13 protein-coding genes are annotated in these 12,806 nt (G+C 70.8%); 9 read left to right on the top strand and 4 right to left on the bottom strand.

The window, feature by feature from the left end:
* Positions 1-9 precede the first annotated feature (9 nt).
* Positions 10-1,803, bottom strand: coding sequence for a M4 family metallopeptidase (locus D7W79_RS08405; protein WP_120524823.1), 1,794 nt, complete (start codon positions 1,801-1,803; stop codon positions 10-12).
* Positions 1,804-1,971: 168 nt separating this feature from the next.
* Entirely contained in the window at positions 1,972-2,610 is a 639-nt protein-coding gene (locus D7W79_RS08410) for a TetR/AcrR family transcriptional regulator (protein WP_244221650.1), read from the bottom strand.
* Between the two features lie 128 nt (positions 2,611-2,738).
* Between D7W79_RS08410 and trhA the strand changes: the two genes are divergently transcribed.
* Together trhA and D7W79_RS08420 are read left to right on the top strand one after the other, a co-directional pair.
* A complete protein-coding gene (trhA, locus tag D7W79_RS08415) occupies positions 2,739-3,395 on the top strand; it encodes a PAQR family membrane homeostasis protein TrhA (RefSeq protein ID WP_336242303.1) in 657 nt (218 codons plus the stop codon).
* 52 nt (positions 3,396-3,447) lie between these two features.
* Complete coding sequence (locus D7W79_RS08420; RefSeq protein ID WP_147441848.1) at positions 3,448-3,864, top strand: hypothetical protein; 417 nt, start codon at positions 3,448-3,450, stop codon at positions 3,862-3,864.
* Between the two features lie 18 nt (positions 3,865-3,882).
* Here D7W79_RS08420 and D7W79_RS08425 read toward each other — a convergent pair whose 3' ends face one another.
* Entirely contained in the window at positions 3,883-4,266 is a 384-nt protein-coding gene (locus D7W79_RS08425) for a winged helix-turn-helix transcriptional regulator (RefSeq protein WP_120524826.1), read from the bottom strand.
* 87 nt (positions 4,267-4,353) lie between these two features.
* On the opposite strand from D7W79_RS08425, the gene D7W79_RS08430 reads away from it, so the two are divergent.
* The 3 genes from D7W79_RS08430 (at position 4,354) to D7W79_RS08440 (ending at position 7,330) form a co-directional block, all read left to right on the top strand.
* Positions 4,354-5,373: a zinc-binding alcohol dehydrogenase family protein gene (locus D7W79_RS08430; protein ID WP_120524827.1), complete on the top strand. Its 1,020-nt coding sequence runs from the start codon at positions 4,354-4,356 to the stop codon at positions 5,371-5,373.
* Positions 5,374-5,436: 63 nt separating this feature from the next.
* Positions 5,437-6,555 carry a sensor histidine kinase gene (locus tag D7W79_RS08435; protein WP_244221652.1) on the top strand — a complete coding sequence of 373 codons (1,119 nt, stop codon included), beginning with the start codon at positions 5,437-5,439 and terminating at the stop codon, positions 6,553-6,555.
* The gene (locus D7W79_RS08440) at positions 6,548-7,330 is read left to right on the top strand and encodes a LytR/AlgR family response regulator transcription factor (RefSeq protein ID WP_120524829.1); all 783 of its coding nucleotides are present in this window, start codon (positions 6,548-6,550) and stop codon (positions 7,328-7,330) included. Before D7W79_RS08435 ends, D7W79_RS08440 begins: the two co-directional genes overlap by 8 nt.
* A gap of 6 nt (positions 7,331-7,336) precedes the next feature.
* Here the strand turns inward: D7W79_RS08440 and D7W79_RS08445 are convergent, their stop codons facing one another.
* Positions 7,337-8,854, bottom strand: a complete 1,518-nt coding sequence (locus D7W79_RS08445) for an MBL fold metallo-hydrolase (protein ID WP_147441850.1) — start codon at positions 8,852-8,854, stop codon at positions 7,337-7,339.
* A 179-nt stretch (positions 8,855-9,033) separates the two neighbouring features.
* Between D7W79_RS08445 and poxB the strand changes: the two genes are divergently transcribed.
* The 4 genes from poxB to D7W79_RS08465 all read left to right on the top strand — a co-directional run bounded on the left by poxB (position 9,034) and on the right by D7W79_RS08465 (position 12,520).
* Positions 9,034-10,818 carry a ubiquinone-dependent pyruvate dehydrogenase gene (poxB, locus tag D7W79_RS08450; RefSeq protein WP_244221651.1) on the top strand — a complete coding sequence of 595 codons (1,785 nt, stop codon included), beginning with the start codon at positions 9,034-9,036 and terminating at the stop codon, positions 10,816-10,818.
* Positions 10,819-10,910: 92 nt separating this feature from the next.
* Positions 10,911-11,429: an RNA polymerase sigma factor gene (locus tag D7W79_RS08455; RefSeq protein WP_120524831.1), complete on the top strand. Its 519-nt coding sequence runs from the start codon at positions 10,911-10,913 to the stop codon at positions 11,427-11,429.
* Positions 11,430-11,459: 30 nt separating this feature from the next.
* Positions 11,460-11,975 (top strand): hypothetical protein, encoded by a 516-nt coding sequence (locus D7W79_RS08460; RefSeq protein ID WP_120524832.1) that lies wholly within the window; start codon positions 11,460-11,462, stop codon positions 11,973-11,975.
* An 83-nt stretch (positions 11,976-12,058) separates the two neighbouring features.
* The gene (locus tag D7W79_RS08465) at positions 12,059-12,520 is read left to right on the top strand and encodes a DoxX family membrane protein (RefSeq protein ID WP_120524833.1); all 462 of its coding nucleotides are present in this window, start codon (positions 12,059-12,061) and stop codon (positions 12,518-12,520) included.
* Positions 12,521-12,806: the final 286 nt, after the last annotated feature.

Consider the following 12,806-nt stretch of genomic DNA (forward strand, 5'->3'; position numbering starts at 1 on the left):
ACGGCCTGCCTACTGGCCGGAGCTCACCGTGAAGGTGGAGCCGGAGAACGCGCTGTAGGCGCGGATGAGCACGTAGTACGTGCCCGACTGCGCGGCGTTGATGGTGCAGGACTCGTCGCTGGTGGCGCCCGCGGAGCGGCAGTCGTAGCTGGTGGTCGTGGGCGCGCTGCCGAACTTCACGTACAGGTCCGCGTCACCCGTGCCGCCCGCGAGCTGGAAGCGCATGGAGGTGGCGCCGGTCGGCTTCACGTAGCTGAGGTTCGTGTTGCTGTTGCGGGCGCCGGAGACGTTGGTCAGCGTCGCGATGGTCGTCCAGGTCGGCGGAGCGGCCACGCCCACGGCGGTCCACGCCTCGTTGACGGAGGTGGCGGCGCTGGAGCCGTACAGGTCGGCGGCGGCCTGCGCGGTGGCGCCGCGCGCGTCGGAGAAGGTGGCGCCCGGCGTCAGGTAGACGGTGTTCGCGCGGTAGAAGATGGCCGCGCCCTTCTGGATGCTGGCGTAGCTGTTGGAGTCGAGCGCCGGCACCACGTTGCTCGTCTTGCCGCGCGGGTGCGTGCCGCCGTTGACCATCAGGTGGAACGCCAGGTTCGCGATGCCGGAGTTCCAGTGCACGCCGCCGCTGTCGGACGTGCCGGTGTAGCGCGTGGGGTAGTAGTCGTAGTCCCCCGCGATGGCCGGGTCGTTCATGTAGCGGAGCGCGTCGCCCGCGGTGCCCGGCGTCCAGCACTCCTCGCCAATCTTCCAGGTATTGCCGCTGACGGCGCCGTCCCGGTACGCCTCGATGGAGGCGCCGAAGATGTCGGACATGGCCTCGTTCAGCGCGCCGGACTCGTTGGCGTAGATGAGCTCCGAGGACGTGTCGGTGACGGCGTGCGTGAGCTCGTGGCCGACGACGTCCAGCACCGTGAGCGCGCTGGACTGCACGCCGTCGCCGTCGCCGTAGACCATCTGCGTCCCGTCCCAGAACGCGTTCACGTAGTTCTTGCTGTAGTGGACGCTGGAGGTGAGCGTCGTGCCCAGCCCGTCGTAGCTGTCCCGCCCGAACACGTTGGAGTAGAAGTCATACGTGAAGCCCGCGTTGTCGTGGGCCTGGTCCAGCAGCGCGTCGCCCGACGGACCCTGGCCCTCGCTGCGCACCAGCGTGCCCGGCAGCGTCGTGCGGTTCTTCGCCGTGTACGTCTTGCGGTTGCGGCTGGTCTGCAGGTTGTCGAAGCCCCAGACGGTGTCGCCCGTCCGCGCGTCGATGAAGACGTTGGGCATGGAGGGCAGGCCGTCCACGTCCACCGTCGCCAGCTGCACGCGCCACGTCAGGCGGGTGTCCTTCTGGTCCGCGAGGATCTGCAGGTCCGCCCGGGGCGCGCCGGTGAGCACGCCGCCCGCCTGCTCTACACCCGCGACGGCGCGCTGGATGGCCTCGTCCGCCTTGAGCCGGGGCGTGGTGTCCACCTTCAGGTCGCGCACCAGCCGGTCCGTCACGCCCTCGACCGCGCCGTTCGCGCCCAGGTGGACGATGGCCGCCGCGCCAAAGACAGGCACGCCCTGGAAGGTCTGCGTGAGGCGCTCATGCGCCTGGCCCCGCGCATCCACGTGGAAGCGCCGCGAGGTCAGCTCCCCCGCGCCCTTGAAGAAGCCGGGGCGCTCCGCCTGGAGCCGGCGCAGGCCGTCGCCACGCACCGGCTTCGCCGCCAGCGCGCTGTCCTGCTGTGCCTCGGCCTTCGGGGACTCTTCGACGGTGTCGGTCGGACCGCAGGCGGCTCCAAGCAACAGGAAGGAGGCGAGCGAGGCGTAATGACGGATGCGCATGAGGGAGCTCCGGCGCGCGCGAGGGGGCGCTTTCCAAGGGGTGTGATTTCACCCAGAAAGTAAAATTCCTGGGTAATTCAGGAGACTCGGGGACTCGTGAAACGGCCACGGCCGGGGCTGGAGCGCTCCTGCTCACACACGCGACGTCCTGGTGACACGTACGCTGCTTCAGCCTCGTCGCCTGGTTTCGCGCTTCGCGCCGGGAGGGACGGGGTCCTTGGGCAGGTGCCGCAATCCCATCCACCCGAGCGCCGCGACGTGGCGGGCCACGTTCTCCGTGGAGAAGGACTTGCCCTCCGCGGCCCACCAGTGGCCCACCTGCGTCACCATGCCCACCAGCGCGTTGGCGTAGATGGGCGCCACCTTGGACGGGTAGCCGGCGAGCTCGAACTCGCTGCGGAAGACGTCCCCCACGCGCTGGGCCAGGTCGTCGATGACGCGCGTCAGTCCGCGCCGCGCGGCCGCCGTGGGCGAGTCCCGCGTGAGCACCGCGAAGCCCGCCGGCTCCTCCTTCACGTAGGCCATGAACGCCAGCACCGCGTCCTCGAAGCGCTGCCGGGGCGTGCCCTGCGCGATGCTCGCCGACACGCGCGCCACCAGGTCGTCCATCTCCCGGTCCACGATGGCCGCGTACAGCCCCTCCTTCGCGCCGAAGTGCTCGTAGACGATGGGCTTGGACACGCCTGCCTGCTGGGCGACCTCCTCGATGGAGGTCGCCTCGTAGCCCCTCGAGGCGAAGACCGCCCTTCCAATCTCCATCAACTGGACCCGGCGCTCCGCGCCCGTCAGCCGCTGCTTCTTCTTCAAGTTGACCTCGAACCTACCCGTCGGTAACTTACCGGACCGAAACCTACCATCCCGTAGGTACGGCGAGGAGCCGGCACCGTCATGAAATGCTTCGTTTCGAAGGGTGTCGAGTCCGCCATGGAGCGCGCGTGAGCGCGGCGGTGCCTGGAATGGAGAAGCCGAAGCTGCGGGGCGTGCTGCACCAGTGGGCGGCGGCGTTCGCGGTGGGAGCAGGCGTGGTGCTGGTGGCGATGGCGCCCACGCCGCGCACGGTGCTGGCGTCCTCGCTGTACGCGCTGAGCCTGGTGGGGCTGTTCACCATCAGCGCGACGTACCACCGGGTGAACTGGTCCCCGAAGGCCCGCGCGTGGATGCGCCGGGCGGACCACGCGGCCATCTTCCTGCTCATCGCGGGGACGTACACGCCGGTCATCCTGCTGGGGCTGCCGCCGGAGGTGGGCAACACGCTGATGGCCTGGCTTTACGCGGGCGCGTTGCTGGGCATCCTGCAATCGATGTTCTGGGTGGGCGCGCCCAAGTGGGTGACGGCGGCGCTGGCCATCGGCGTGGGGTGGACGATGATGCCGTACTTCGGCGACGTCTTCCGCGCGCTGGGCACCTCCGCCATCGTGCTCATCCTTGGTGGCGGGTTGGCGTACACGCTGGGCGCGCTCGCGTATGCCTTCAAGCGGCCCAACCCCCGGCCCGGCGTCTTCGGCTACCACGAGGTGTTCCACGCCATGACGCTGGTGGGCGCGGGGCTGCACTTCGTGCTGGTGCTGCGCCTGGTGCGCGCGGCGGGGTAGCGCGTTTGTCTTTCCCTGCCGGACTGCGCTAGAGCAGCGCTCCGGAGGGGATATGTCCATTCATCTTCGTGGAGTGCTGTGGGTCGCGGTCCTGGCGATGGGGCAGGGCTGCACGACGTCGAATTCGCTGAGGGATCCGGAGCTGCGGCGGCGGGCGGCGAACATCGCCATCGTCAAGCCGGAGGAGCTGCCCCAGCGGAAGTTCAAGTTCCTGGGCGAGGTCGAGGCGGCCACCTGCACCAGTGGCATCTACCGGACCAACTACTCGCCCGCGGCCCTCCAGGAGATGCTGAAGGGCGAGGCCGCGCGGCTGGAAGCCGACGCCGTCACCAACGTGGCGTGCGGCGAGGGCGGCGTGCGCTTCGAGTGCTGGACGTCCTACGAGTGCCGGGGCGACGCCATCCGCTGGGAGGGGCCTCCCGCGAACACCGCCTCGAACCCGAAGTTCACGCTCCTCCTGCGGGAGTGACGGCGGCGGGCGCTTCCTTCAGCGTCCCGCGACGGCGGCGAGCCGGCGCTTCGAGGCCGCCTGCTCCGGAGCCTTCCGGCCCAGGTACGTCTCTCCCCAGGACTTGAGCGCGGCAATCACGCCGCGCAGCGTCTGGCCTTGCGGCGTGAGGCTGTATTCGACGCGCGGAGGGACCTCCGCGTACACCTGCCGGTGCACGAGCCCGCTCTCTTCCAGCTCGCGCAGGTGCTGCGTCAGCATCCGCTGTGTGACGTCCGGGATGCGCTTGCGCAGCTCCCCGAAGCGCAGCGTGCCTTCGAGCAGGTGGTAGAGGATGAGCCCCTTCCACTTGCCTCCAATCACATCCAGCGTCGCGGACACCGGACAGCCAGAGGAGCAGTCGTAGGTCTTGTGCCGGGCCATGGTTCCCTTTTTGTACGTATGGGCGGAAATCCTGCGTACTTGTCGGATTCAACCTTCGGGCCGATGTTGCACGCAAAGGAGCCCCCCATGCGAGCTGTCGCCCTCACGAAGTATCTCCCCAGTGACCACCCCGAAGCCTTCGTCGACGTGGAGCTGCCCGACCCCACGCCCGGCCCCGGCGACCTGCTGGTGCGCGTGCGCGCCGTGTCAGTGAACCCCGTGGACGTGAAGGTGCGCGCGCCCAAGGACAAGGTGGAGGCCTCACCGCGCGTGCTCGGCTGGGACGCGGCGGGGGTGGTGGAGGCCGTGGGTCGGGACGTGAAGCGCTTCCGCCCTGGGGACGACGTCTTCTACGCGGGCTCCATCGCGAAGCCCGGCACGGACTCCGAGCTGCACGTCGTGGACGCGCGCATCGTCGGCCGCAAGCCCAGGGGGCTGACGTTCGCGCAGGCGGCCGCGATGCCGCTCACCGCCATCACCGCGTGGGAGCTGCTGTTCGAGCGCCTGGGCGTGCCCCAGCGGAAGACGGGCACCCCGAAGGACGCGCTGCTCGTGGTGGGCGGCGCGGGCGGCGTGGGGTCCATGGCCATTCAAATCGCCAGCAAGCTGACGGACCTCACGGTCATCGCCACCGCGTCGCGGCCGGAGACGGTGGAGTGGTGCAAGTCGTTGGGCGCGCACCACGTGGTGGACCACCGCCAGCCGCTGGCGGCGCAGGTGCAGGCGCTGGTGCCCGGCGGCGTGCGCTACGTGATGGCGCTCACCGCGACGGAGCAGCACTTCGCGCAGTTGGTGGAGCTGATGGCGCCGTTCGGGCACCTGGGCGTCATTGACGACCCGCAGACGCCGCTCGACGTGAACGCGATGAAGCGCAAGAGCCTGGCGCTGCACTGGGAGCTGATGTTCACCCGTGCCCTCTATGACGCGGATCCGCTCTCCCAGCAGCGGCTGCTCGACACCGTGGCGGACCTGGTGGAGGGGGGGACGCTGCGCACCACCATGACCCAGGATTTCGGTCCGCTCACCGCGGCGAACCTGCGGCGCGCGCACGCGGCGGTGGAGACGGGCCGCACGCTGGGGAAGATTGTCTTGAGCGGCTTTCCCTGAGTCGTTCCGGAGGCCGTGAAGTCCGCCGCGTCCGCCGGTAGACTCGCGGCCCTCTTGGGCTTCGTGGAAGACACCTCTGGACAGACGTGGCGCGCCTGGGCGAAGCGGGCCGCCGCGTGGTCCGCGCCCGCGCTCTTCTCCGCGCTGGAGACGTACACCTTCACCCGGGACATGCCCGCGCCGCCCGCGCTGTGGCGGGTGCTCGCGGCGCAGGTGCCCGCCTGGTACGTGTGGTTGCCGCTGACGCCATGGCTCACCCGGCTCGCGGCGCGTGAGCCCCTGAGCCCGCCGCGTCCGCGTTCGGTGCTCGTGCACCTGGCGGCGTGCCTGGGTGTGGGGGCCCTCTTCGCGGGTGTGTACGCGGCGACGACGGCCGGGTTCATGCCCATGCCTGGGAGGGACGCGGCCTGGGCCGCGCGCTGGCTGCGTGCGTGGTGGGGCTGGCTGCCGATGATGGGCATGGCCTACGCGACGGTGCTGGCGGTGGCCTCCGCCACCCGGGCCTCCCAGCGGGCGCGGGACAGCGAGCGGCAGGCCGCGGCGCTCGCGGTGCAGCTGGCCGAGTCCCGGCTGCTCGCGCTCCAGACGCAGTTGCAGCCGCACTTCCTGTTCAACACGCTCAACGCCATCGTCGTGCTGGTTCGCGAGCGGGAGACGGAGGAGGCCGCCCGCATGCTGGTGCTGCTGAGCGACCTGCTCCGCCAGTTGCTCCAGCAGGGCGCCACCCAGGAGGTGCCGCTGCGCGACGAGGTGGCCGTGCTGTCACGCTACCTGGAGCTCCAGCAGCTGCGCTTCGCGGACCGGCTGCGCGTGGAGTGGGCCGTGGAGCCGGATGCGCTGGAGGCCCGAGTGCCTCACCTGGTGCTCCAGCCGCTCGCGGAGAACGCGCTCCGTCACGGCATCGGCATGCGCTCCGCGGCAGGGGTGCTGCGCATCAGCGCGCGGCGGTGCGGTGACGCTCTGGAATTGACCGTGAGTGACGACGGTCCTGGGTTGCCTCGGGACTTCGACCTGGAGGCGGCCCAGGGAATTGGCCTGTCGAACACGCGCGCGCGCCTGTCACAGCTCTACGGCGAGGCGGGGCAACTGCGCGTCGCCAACGCGGAAGGGCAGGGCACCGTGGCCACGGTCCTTCTGCCGTGGCGCTCCATGCCGGACACCGCCAGGGTGGCGCATGGCTGAGCTGCGGGTGCTGCTGGTGGATGACGAGCCATTGGCCCGTAAGGGATTGCGTCAGGCCCTGGCGCGCCATCCGGATGCCGTGGTGTGCGGCGAGTGCCGTGACGGCCGGGAGGCGGTGGAGGCCATCCGCGCCCAGCGGCCCCAACTGGTGCTGCTGGACGTGCAGATGCCGGAGCTGGATGGCTTCGGTGTGCTGCGCGAGGTCGGCGCGGAGCACATGCCCGCCGTCATCTTCATCACCGCGTTCGACACCTTCGCGGTGAAGGCCTTCACCGTGCACGCGGTGGACTACCTGGTGAAGCCTTTCGACGACACGCGCTTCGATGAGGCACTGGCCCGGGCCCGACAGCGGCTGCGCGCGGGCGAGGCCGCGGAGCTGGGACGGCGGCTGGCGGATCTGCTCGCGGACGCGGGCCCGGCGCCAAGGCCCGCCGAACCTCCCGCGGACCGGCTGCTGGTGCGCGTGGGCCTGCGCTCCGTGCTCGTCCCCGTCGCGGACATCGAGTGGATCGAAGCGGACGACTACTGCGTCACGCTGCACGCGGACGGCAAGGCCCACGTGCTGCGCGAGAGCCTGGCGGCGCTGGAGGCCCGGTTGGATCCGGAGCGCTTCGTGCGCATCCATCGCTCCGCCATCGTCAACGTGGAGTGCATCCAGGAAGTACACCGGCCCTCGCCCACGGAGCAGGTGGTGGTGCTGCGAAGCGGCCAGCGCCTGCGCGTGAGCCGTAGCCGCCGCGAGCATCTGGAGCGGCGGCTGGGCCGGGCCCGATAGCGCGTCTCAGCGCGCGCGGGCCTTCTCCACGGCAGTGGTGAGCGCGCTCCAGTCCGTGGGCTTCAGGTGCATGCCGAACACGCGGGCCACTGGCAGCTTCTCGCGCGCGGCCACCTCCACCGTCTCGTCCACCTGCTGCACGTTGAAGAACGCGCCGTCCGGCTGGGGCTGCACCAGGTCCGACGTGTAGAGCAGCCGGTGCTCCGGCAGCCACGCGAACGCCATCCGCTCCCCCGTCTCCGTCCGCACCGGGACGAGCTCCATCCGGTTCTTCCCGCTGCCCAGCACCCGCCGCCCGTCCACGACCTGGAGCTTCGCGGCGCGCGGCTTCCTCGCGAGCGCATCCGGCAGCAGCGTGCGCGGCGACGCCACCAGCCGCTCCACCAGCGCGCGGTTCAGGTCCAGCACGTACACCGGGATGCCCCGCGCCACGTACTCCCGCAGCCCGCCAACGTGCGGCCAGGCGTCGCTGGTGGACACCACGGCCTTCACCTTCAGTCCCGGGAAGCGCTTCGCGGCCTCCTCCATCACTCGCGCCGAGTAGCCCGAGGCGAGCGGCCCCTCCACCACCACCACGCCGTCGTCCTGCGCCACCAGCGCCACGTTCCACGCGCCCGGCAGCTGCACCACGCCCGGCGCCAGCTCCACGGGCGGCGCGTCCGGACGGAGCGCGGGCGTGTCGTCCAGCTTCTTCGCGCGACGTGCCTCGAAGCCCTGCTTCACGTCGTCCGCCACCGCGAAGTCCGCGTCCGCGAGCGGCGGATCCACCGTCACCGCCGTCACCGTGACGGAGTGGTGGGGCTGACCGTTGCGCGCCCACTCCCAGTGGCGCGGGTAGCGCAGGCCGCCGGACTCCAGGGACCACGCCTGGAAGGACAGCACGGTGCGCACGTCACCCCAGACGCTCCAGAAAGCGTCTTCCGGATGCGCGTCCACCGTCTCCACCGCCGTGGGCAGACCCGTGCGGGCGTTGAGGAACAGGCGCACGCTCGCGCGGTCCAGGTGGAAGGCGACGACATGGTGGGGCACCTCCTGCAACACGGTGTCCGCCTGCGCGCGCAGGTCCTTCGCGTCCAGGGCCGCGAGCAGCACGTGCTCCGGCGCGAAGGCCAGCCGCTCCTGCAGGTCCTGGAGCTGCGCGCCGCCCATGGGCCGCCACTTCCCATCGACCTCCGCCGCCGCCACGCCGTCGGCCAGCAGCATCGTCAGGCGCCTCCACTCGTCCATCACCATCCCGCGCCCTTCGGACTGCTGACGCAGGCGGCCCCGGCGCAGGTCGCGCACCTCGTCGAACTGCTCGTACATGACGAGGAAGGGCGGCGTGGGGCGCTCGGACTGCTCCAGCAGGTTCCAGTGGCCCACGCCCCGGATGCGCAGGCCGGTGAGCGCGCGGAGCCGGGCCTCGCCGCCCATGGCCTCGGCGGCGGCGCGGACGTGGGCACGGCCGGGGTCTTCCGCGGCGGAGGCGGGCAGGGCCAACAACAGCAGCACGGCGACAGCGGACAGCGGCAAGGGTCTTCGCATGGGCCCAGGATGTCGCGGCCGGGGCCTGCCCTCGGGGGCCATGCCGCCAGTGACGCGAACGGCGCGGCGAACGGTGCGCGGAGCGCGGCGAATGGTGGCGGCCCGGCCGTCCCTCCCGCCCCGGGCAGCCAGCCTGACGCGGGGCCCGGCCGCACGGCCGGTCGCAGGGCGATGGGACGGTGCACATCTTCGCCCCGGGTGAAGACGCCCGGGGCCAGGGGTGGATGATGAAGCGGACGGCGGCGGATCAGTTCGTGGAGGTCCTCGCGCTCGCGGGGGTGAAGCGCATCTACGGGGTGGTGGGCGACAGCCTCAACGCCATCACCGAGGCGCTGCGCAAGCGCGGCGACATCGAATGGGTCCCCATGCGCAGCGAGGAGGCCGCCGCCTTCGCGGCCGGCGCGGAGGCCCACCTCACCGGGCAGCTCGCGGTGTGCGCGGGCAGCTGTGGCCCCGGCAACACCCACCTCATCAACGGCCTCTATGACTGCCACCGCAGCCGGGCGCCGGTGCTGGCCATCGCGGCGCAGATTCCCTCCGTGGAGCTGGGCACCGGCTACTTCCAGGAGACCCACCCGGAGAACCTCTTCCGCGAGTGCAGCCACTACTGCGAGCTCATCTCCGCCCCCAACCAGATGCAGCGCACCGCGGAGATCGCCGTGCGCAATGCCCTGGGCAAGCGCGGCGTGTCCGTGGTGGTGATTCCCGGCGACGTCGCGCAGCAGAAGGAAGAGGAGGCCCGGCCGCCCACGGCGGAGTCCCTGCGGCTGTCCGCCCCCCAGGTGATGCCCCCCGCCGCGTCGCTGGAGCAGATGGCCGCGCTGCTCAACGCCGGGGGCCGCGTGACGCTCCTGTGCGGCGCGGGCTGCGAGGACGCGGGGCCTCAGGTGGTGGAGCTGGCGAAGCGGCTCCAGGCGCCTGTCGTCTCCGCCCTCCGGGGCAAGGAGTTCGTGGAGAAGGACAACCCCCACTTCGTGGGGCTCACGGGGCTCATCGGCTACGCGTCCGGGTACTGGGCGATGATCGACTGCGACGTGCTGGTGATGCTGGGCACGGACTTCCCCTACCGGCAGTTCTACCCGGACCGCGAGGACACGCGCGTCATCCAGGTGGACGTGCGCCCGGAGAACATCGGCAAGCGCACGCGCGTGGACCTGGGCGTGGTGGGCAGCGTGGCCCCGACGCTCCAGGCGCTCCTGCCGAAGCTGGAGGCCCATCGCGACGCGAAGCACCTGGAGCGCGCGCTCGAGCACTACCGCAAGACGCGCGAGGAATTGGACGCGCTGGGGCAGGGCACCGTGGGCCGCAAGCCCATCCACCCGCCGCAGGTGGCCCGCGCGTTCGACCTCCAGGCGTCCGACGACGCCATCTTCACCTGCGACGTGGGCCTGCCCACGGTGTGGGCCGCGCGCTACGCGACCATGAAGGGCCGCCGGCGGTTGGTGGGCTCCTTCAATCACGGCTCCATGGCGAGCGCGCTCGCGCAGGCGATTGGCGCGCAGAAGGCCTTCCCAGACCGGCAGGTCGTCTCCTTCTCCGGCGACGGCGGCTTCACGATGCTGATGGGGGACGTCCTCACCCTGGTGCAGCTGTCGCTGCCCATCAAGATCGTCGTGTTCAACAACAGCTCGCTGGGCTTCGTGGCCATGGAGCAGCAGGTGGGCGGCATGCTCAGCGTGGGCACCGCGATGCACCCCACGAACTTCGCAAAGCTGGCGGAAGCGCTGGGCATGAAGGGCCTGCGCGTGGAGGACCCGGGGCAGGTGGACGAAGCCGTCCAGCAGGCGCTCGCGACGCCCGGGCCCGTGCTGGTGGACGCCGTGGTCAGCAAGGCGGAGCTGGTGATGCCACCGCGCATCACCGCGTCCATGGCCGCGGGCTTCACCCTGTTCGGCATCAAGGCCCTGCTCAACGGCCGCACCACCGAGGTGCTGGAGCTGGCGCGCACGAACCTCTGGCGGTGAAACCCCAGTCGTTCCCGGAGGTTGGGCGCGAACGGAGAAAAATCAGCAGGGCCGCGAATCCATTCGGCCCGTGGCCGCCTCTTATCCTGCGAATGGATACGACCCCCACCCCCGACGCGTTGCTGCTCGCGGCCCATGCCGGTGACCGCGACGCGATGGTGCACCTGCTCCAGGTGCACCAGCCCAGCCTCCGGCGCTATGCGCAGAAGCGCTGCCTCATCAGCGACGTGGACGACGCGGTCCAGGAGACCCTGCTGGTGATGTCCCGCCACCTGACCGCTGTGCGCAAGCTGGCGTCGTTCTCCGGGTGGATGTTCAAGATCGTCCAGCGCGAGTGCCGCCGGCTGGCCCGCACGGTGCTGAAGCAGGACCCCTACGAGGAAGCGCTCGTGGACCAATGGATGTCCGCCCACACGCCGGACACGCTGCGGCTGGACATGGCATCCGCGCTGGAGTCGCTGCCGCCGCAGTACCTGGAGGTCGTCGTGCTGCGCGACTTCGAAGCGCTGTCCATCCGCGAGATGGCCGAGCGCCTGTCCCTGGACCCGGCGGCGGTGAAGAGCCGCCTGCACCGCGCCCGCGTGATGATCCGCGAATACCTGCTGGCCTGAATTCCAAACCCTCTCATCCGGAGTCCTTTCATGGCGAACCCCCTGTCCACCCTGGGCATCCTCCACACGCTCGTCAGCGTGCCTCCCATCGTCTTCGGCGTCTGGGCCTTCGTGCGCGACGGGCGCATCGACCCGGGGACGCGCGTCGGAAAGGCCTACGTCGCCAGCATGGTCGCGTCGGTGGTGACGTCGTTCGGCCTGTCGAGCACGGGCGGTTTCAACCCCGGCCACGGCCTGGGCCTGCTGGCGCTGTTGCTCATGGCGGTGGGCGCGGCGGCCCCGGGCCTGGGCGTGTTCGGCCGCGCCACGGAGTACGTGCGGACCCTCACGTACTCCGCCAGCTTCATGGTGCTGATGGTGCCCGGCATCAACGAGACGCTGACCCGCCTGCCCGCGACCAAGCCCCTGGCTGACAGCCCCCAGTCCCCGCTGGTGCAGGCGGCCCTGGCGACGTGGCTGGGCCTGTTCCTCTGCGGCGCCACCTACCAGGTCCTCCGGTTGCGCTCCCGGGCGTACGCCCATGTAGGCGGGCTGCCGCACCGATAAAAAGCGGGGGCGTGTCGATTGGTGAGCCCCTGGTTCGACGTGGGAGTAGAAGCCCCGCGCTTTCCACCTGAACGGAGCACGCCATGGACGCCACGCTTTCCTCCTCCACCCCCGGGGTGGAGGCCACCCCGAAGAAGAAGTCGTTCGCCCGCTACCTGCCGACGGCGGCCCGCGTGTTCATGGGGCTGGTGTTCTTCGTCTTCGGCCTGAATGGGTTCCTGGAGTTCATTCCCACGCCCAAGGACCTGAACCCGGCGGATCCGGCGGTGGCCTTCGGCATCGCGATGAAGGCGACGGGCTTCCTGTTCTGGCTGGTGAAGGGCACGGAGACGGTGGCGGGGGCGCTGCTGCTGGCCAACCGCTTCGTCCCGCTGGCGCTGGCCATCATCGCGCCGGTCATCGTGAACATCTTCCTGACGCACGCCCTCCTCGCGCCGGCGGGCCTGGGCCTGGCGGTGATCCTCCTGGCGGCGGAGCTCTTCCTGGCCTGGTCCTACCGGGCCGTGTACCGCCCCATGCTCGCCATGCGCGCGACGCCTTCCTAGCGAGGAGGGCCGCCCGCGGGACACCATCCTGCGGCCCGCAGTCGTCCGCGAAGACTCGCCCGCACGGAGTACAGCGCCGGTCCGCTATAGGGGACGGAACGGACGGCACGCCGAGCCAATCAATGGGCGGAGGCGCCTGCCGGAAGCGCCTTCGCCCAACTGGTCCGACTGTCGGACCAGTTCGCAGCGCATGCGGCCAGGGGCCGCGCTGTCCCGGCAGTGCTCAGGACCATGGGCCGTCGCAGCCATGTCAGACCCGTCTGGTTGGATGGGCGAAGCATGGGCG

Source organism: Corallococcus exercitus (genome assembly GCF_003611585.1).
In the GTDB taxonomy this organism is placed as follows: domain Bacteria; phylum Myxococcota; class Myxococcia; order Myxococcales; family Myxococcaceae; genus Corallococcus; species Corallococcus exercitus.

Excerpts from the sequence above, each read along its gene's own strand:
- D7W79_RS08460 (WP_120524832.1), top strand. The coding sequence starts at position 11,460 with ATGGCGAACCCCCTGTCCACCCTGGGCATCCTCCACACGCTCGTCAGC.
- D7W79_RS08445 (WP_147441850.1), bottom strand. The coding sequence starts at position 8,854 with ATGCGAAGACCCTTGCCGCTGTCCGCTGTCGCCGTGCTGCTGTTGTTG.
- D7W79_RS08455 (WP_120524831.1), top strand. The coding sequence starts at position 10,911 with ATGGATACGACCCCCACCCCCGACGCGTTGCTGCTCGCGGCCCATGCC.
- D7W79_RS08420 (WP_147441848.1), top strand. The coding sequence starts at position 3,448 with ATGTCCATTCATCTTCGTGGAGTGCTGTGGGTCGCGGTCCTGGCGATG.
- D7W79_RS08425 (WP_120524826.1), bottom strand. The coding sequence starts at position 4,266 with ATGGCCCGGCACAAGACCTACGACTGCTCCTCTGGCTGTCCGGTGTCC.
- D7W79_RS08405 (WP_120524823.1), bottom strand. The coding sequence starts at position 1,803 with ATGCGCATCCGTCATTACGCCTCGCTCGCCTCCTTCCTGTTGCTTGGA.
- D7W79_RS08440 (WP_120524829.1), top strand. The coding sequence starts at position 6,548 with ATGGCTGAGCTGCGGGTGCTGCTGGTGGATGACGAGCCATTGGCCCGT.
- D7W79_RS08430 (WP_120524827.1), top strand. The coding sequence starts at position 4,354 with ATGCGAGCTGTCGCCCTCACGAAGTATCTCCCCAGTGACCACCCCGAA.
- D7W79_RS08465 (WP_120524833.1), top strand. The coding sequence starts at position 12,059 with ATGGACGCCACGCTTTCCTCCTCCACCCCCGGGGTGGAGGCCACCCCG.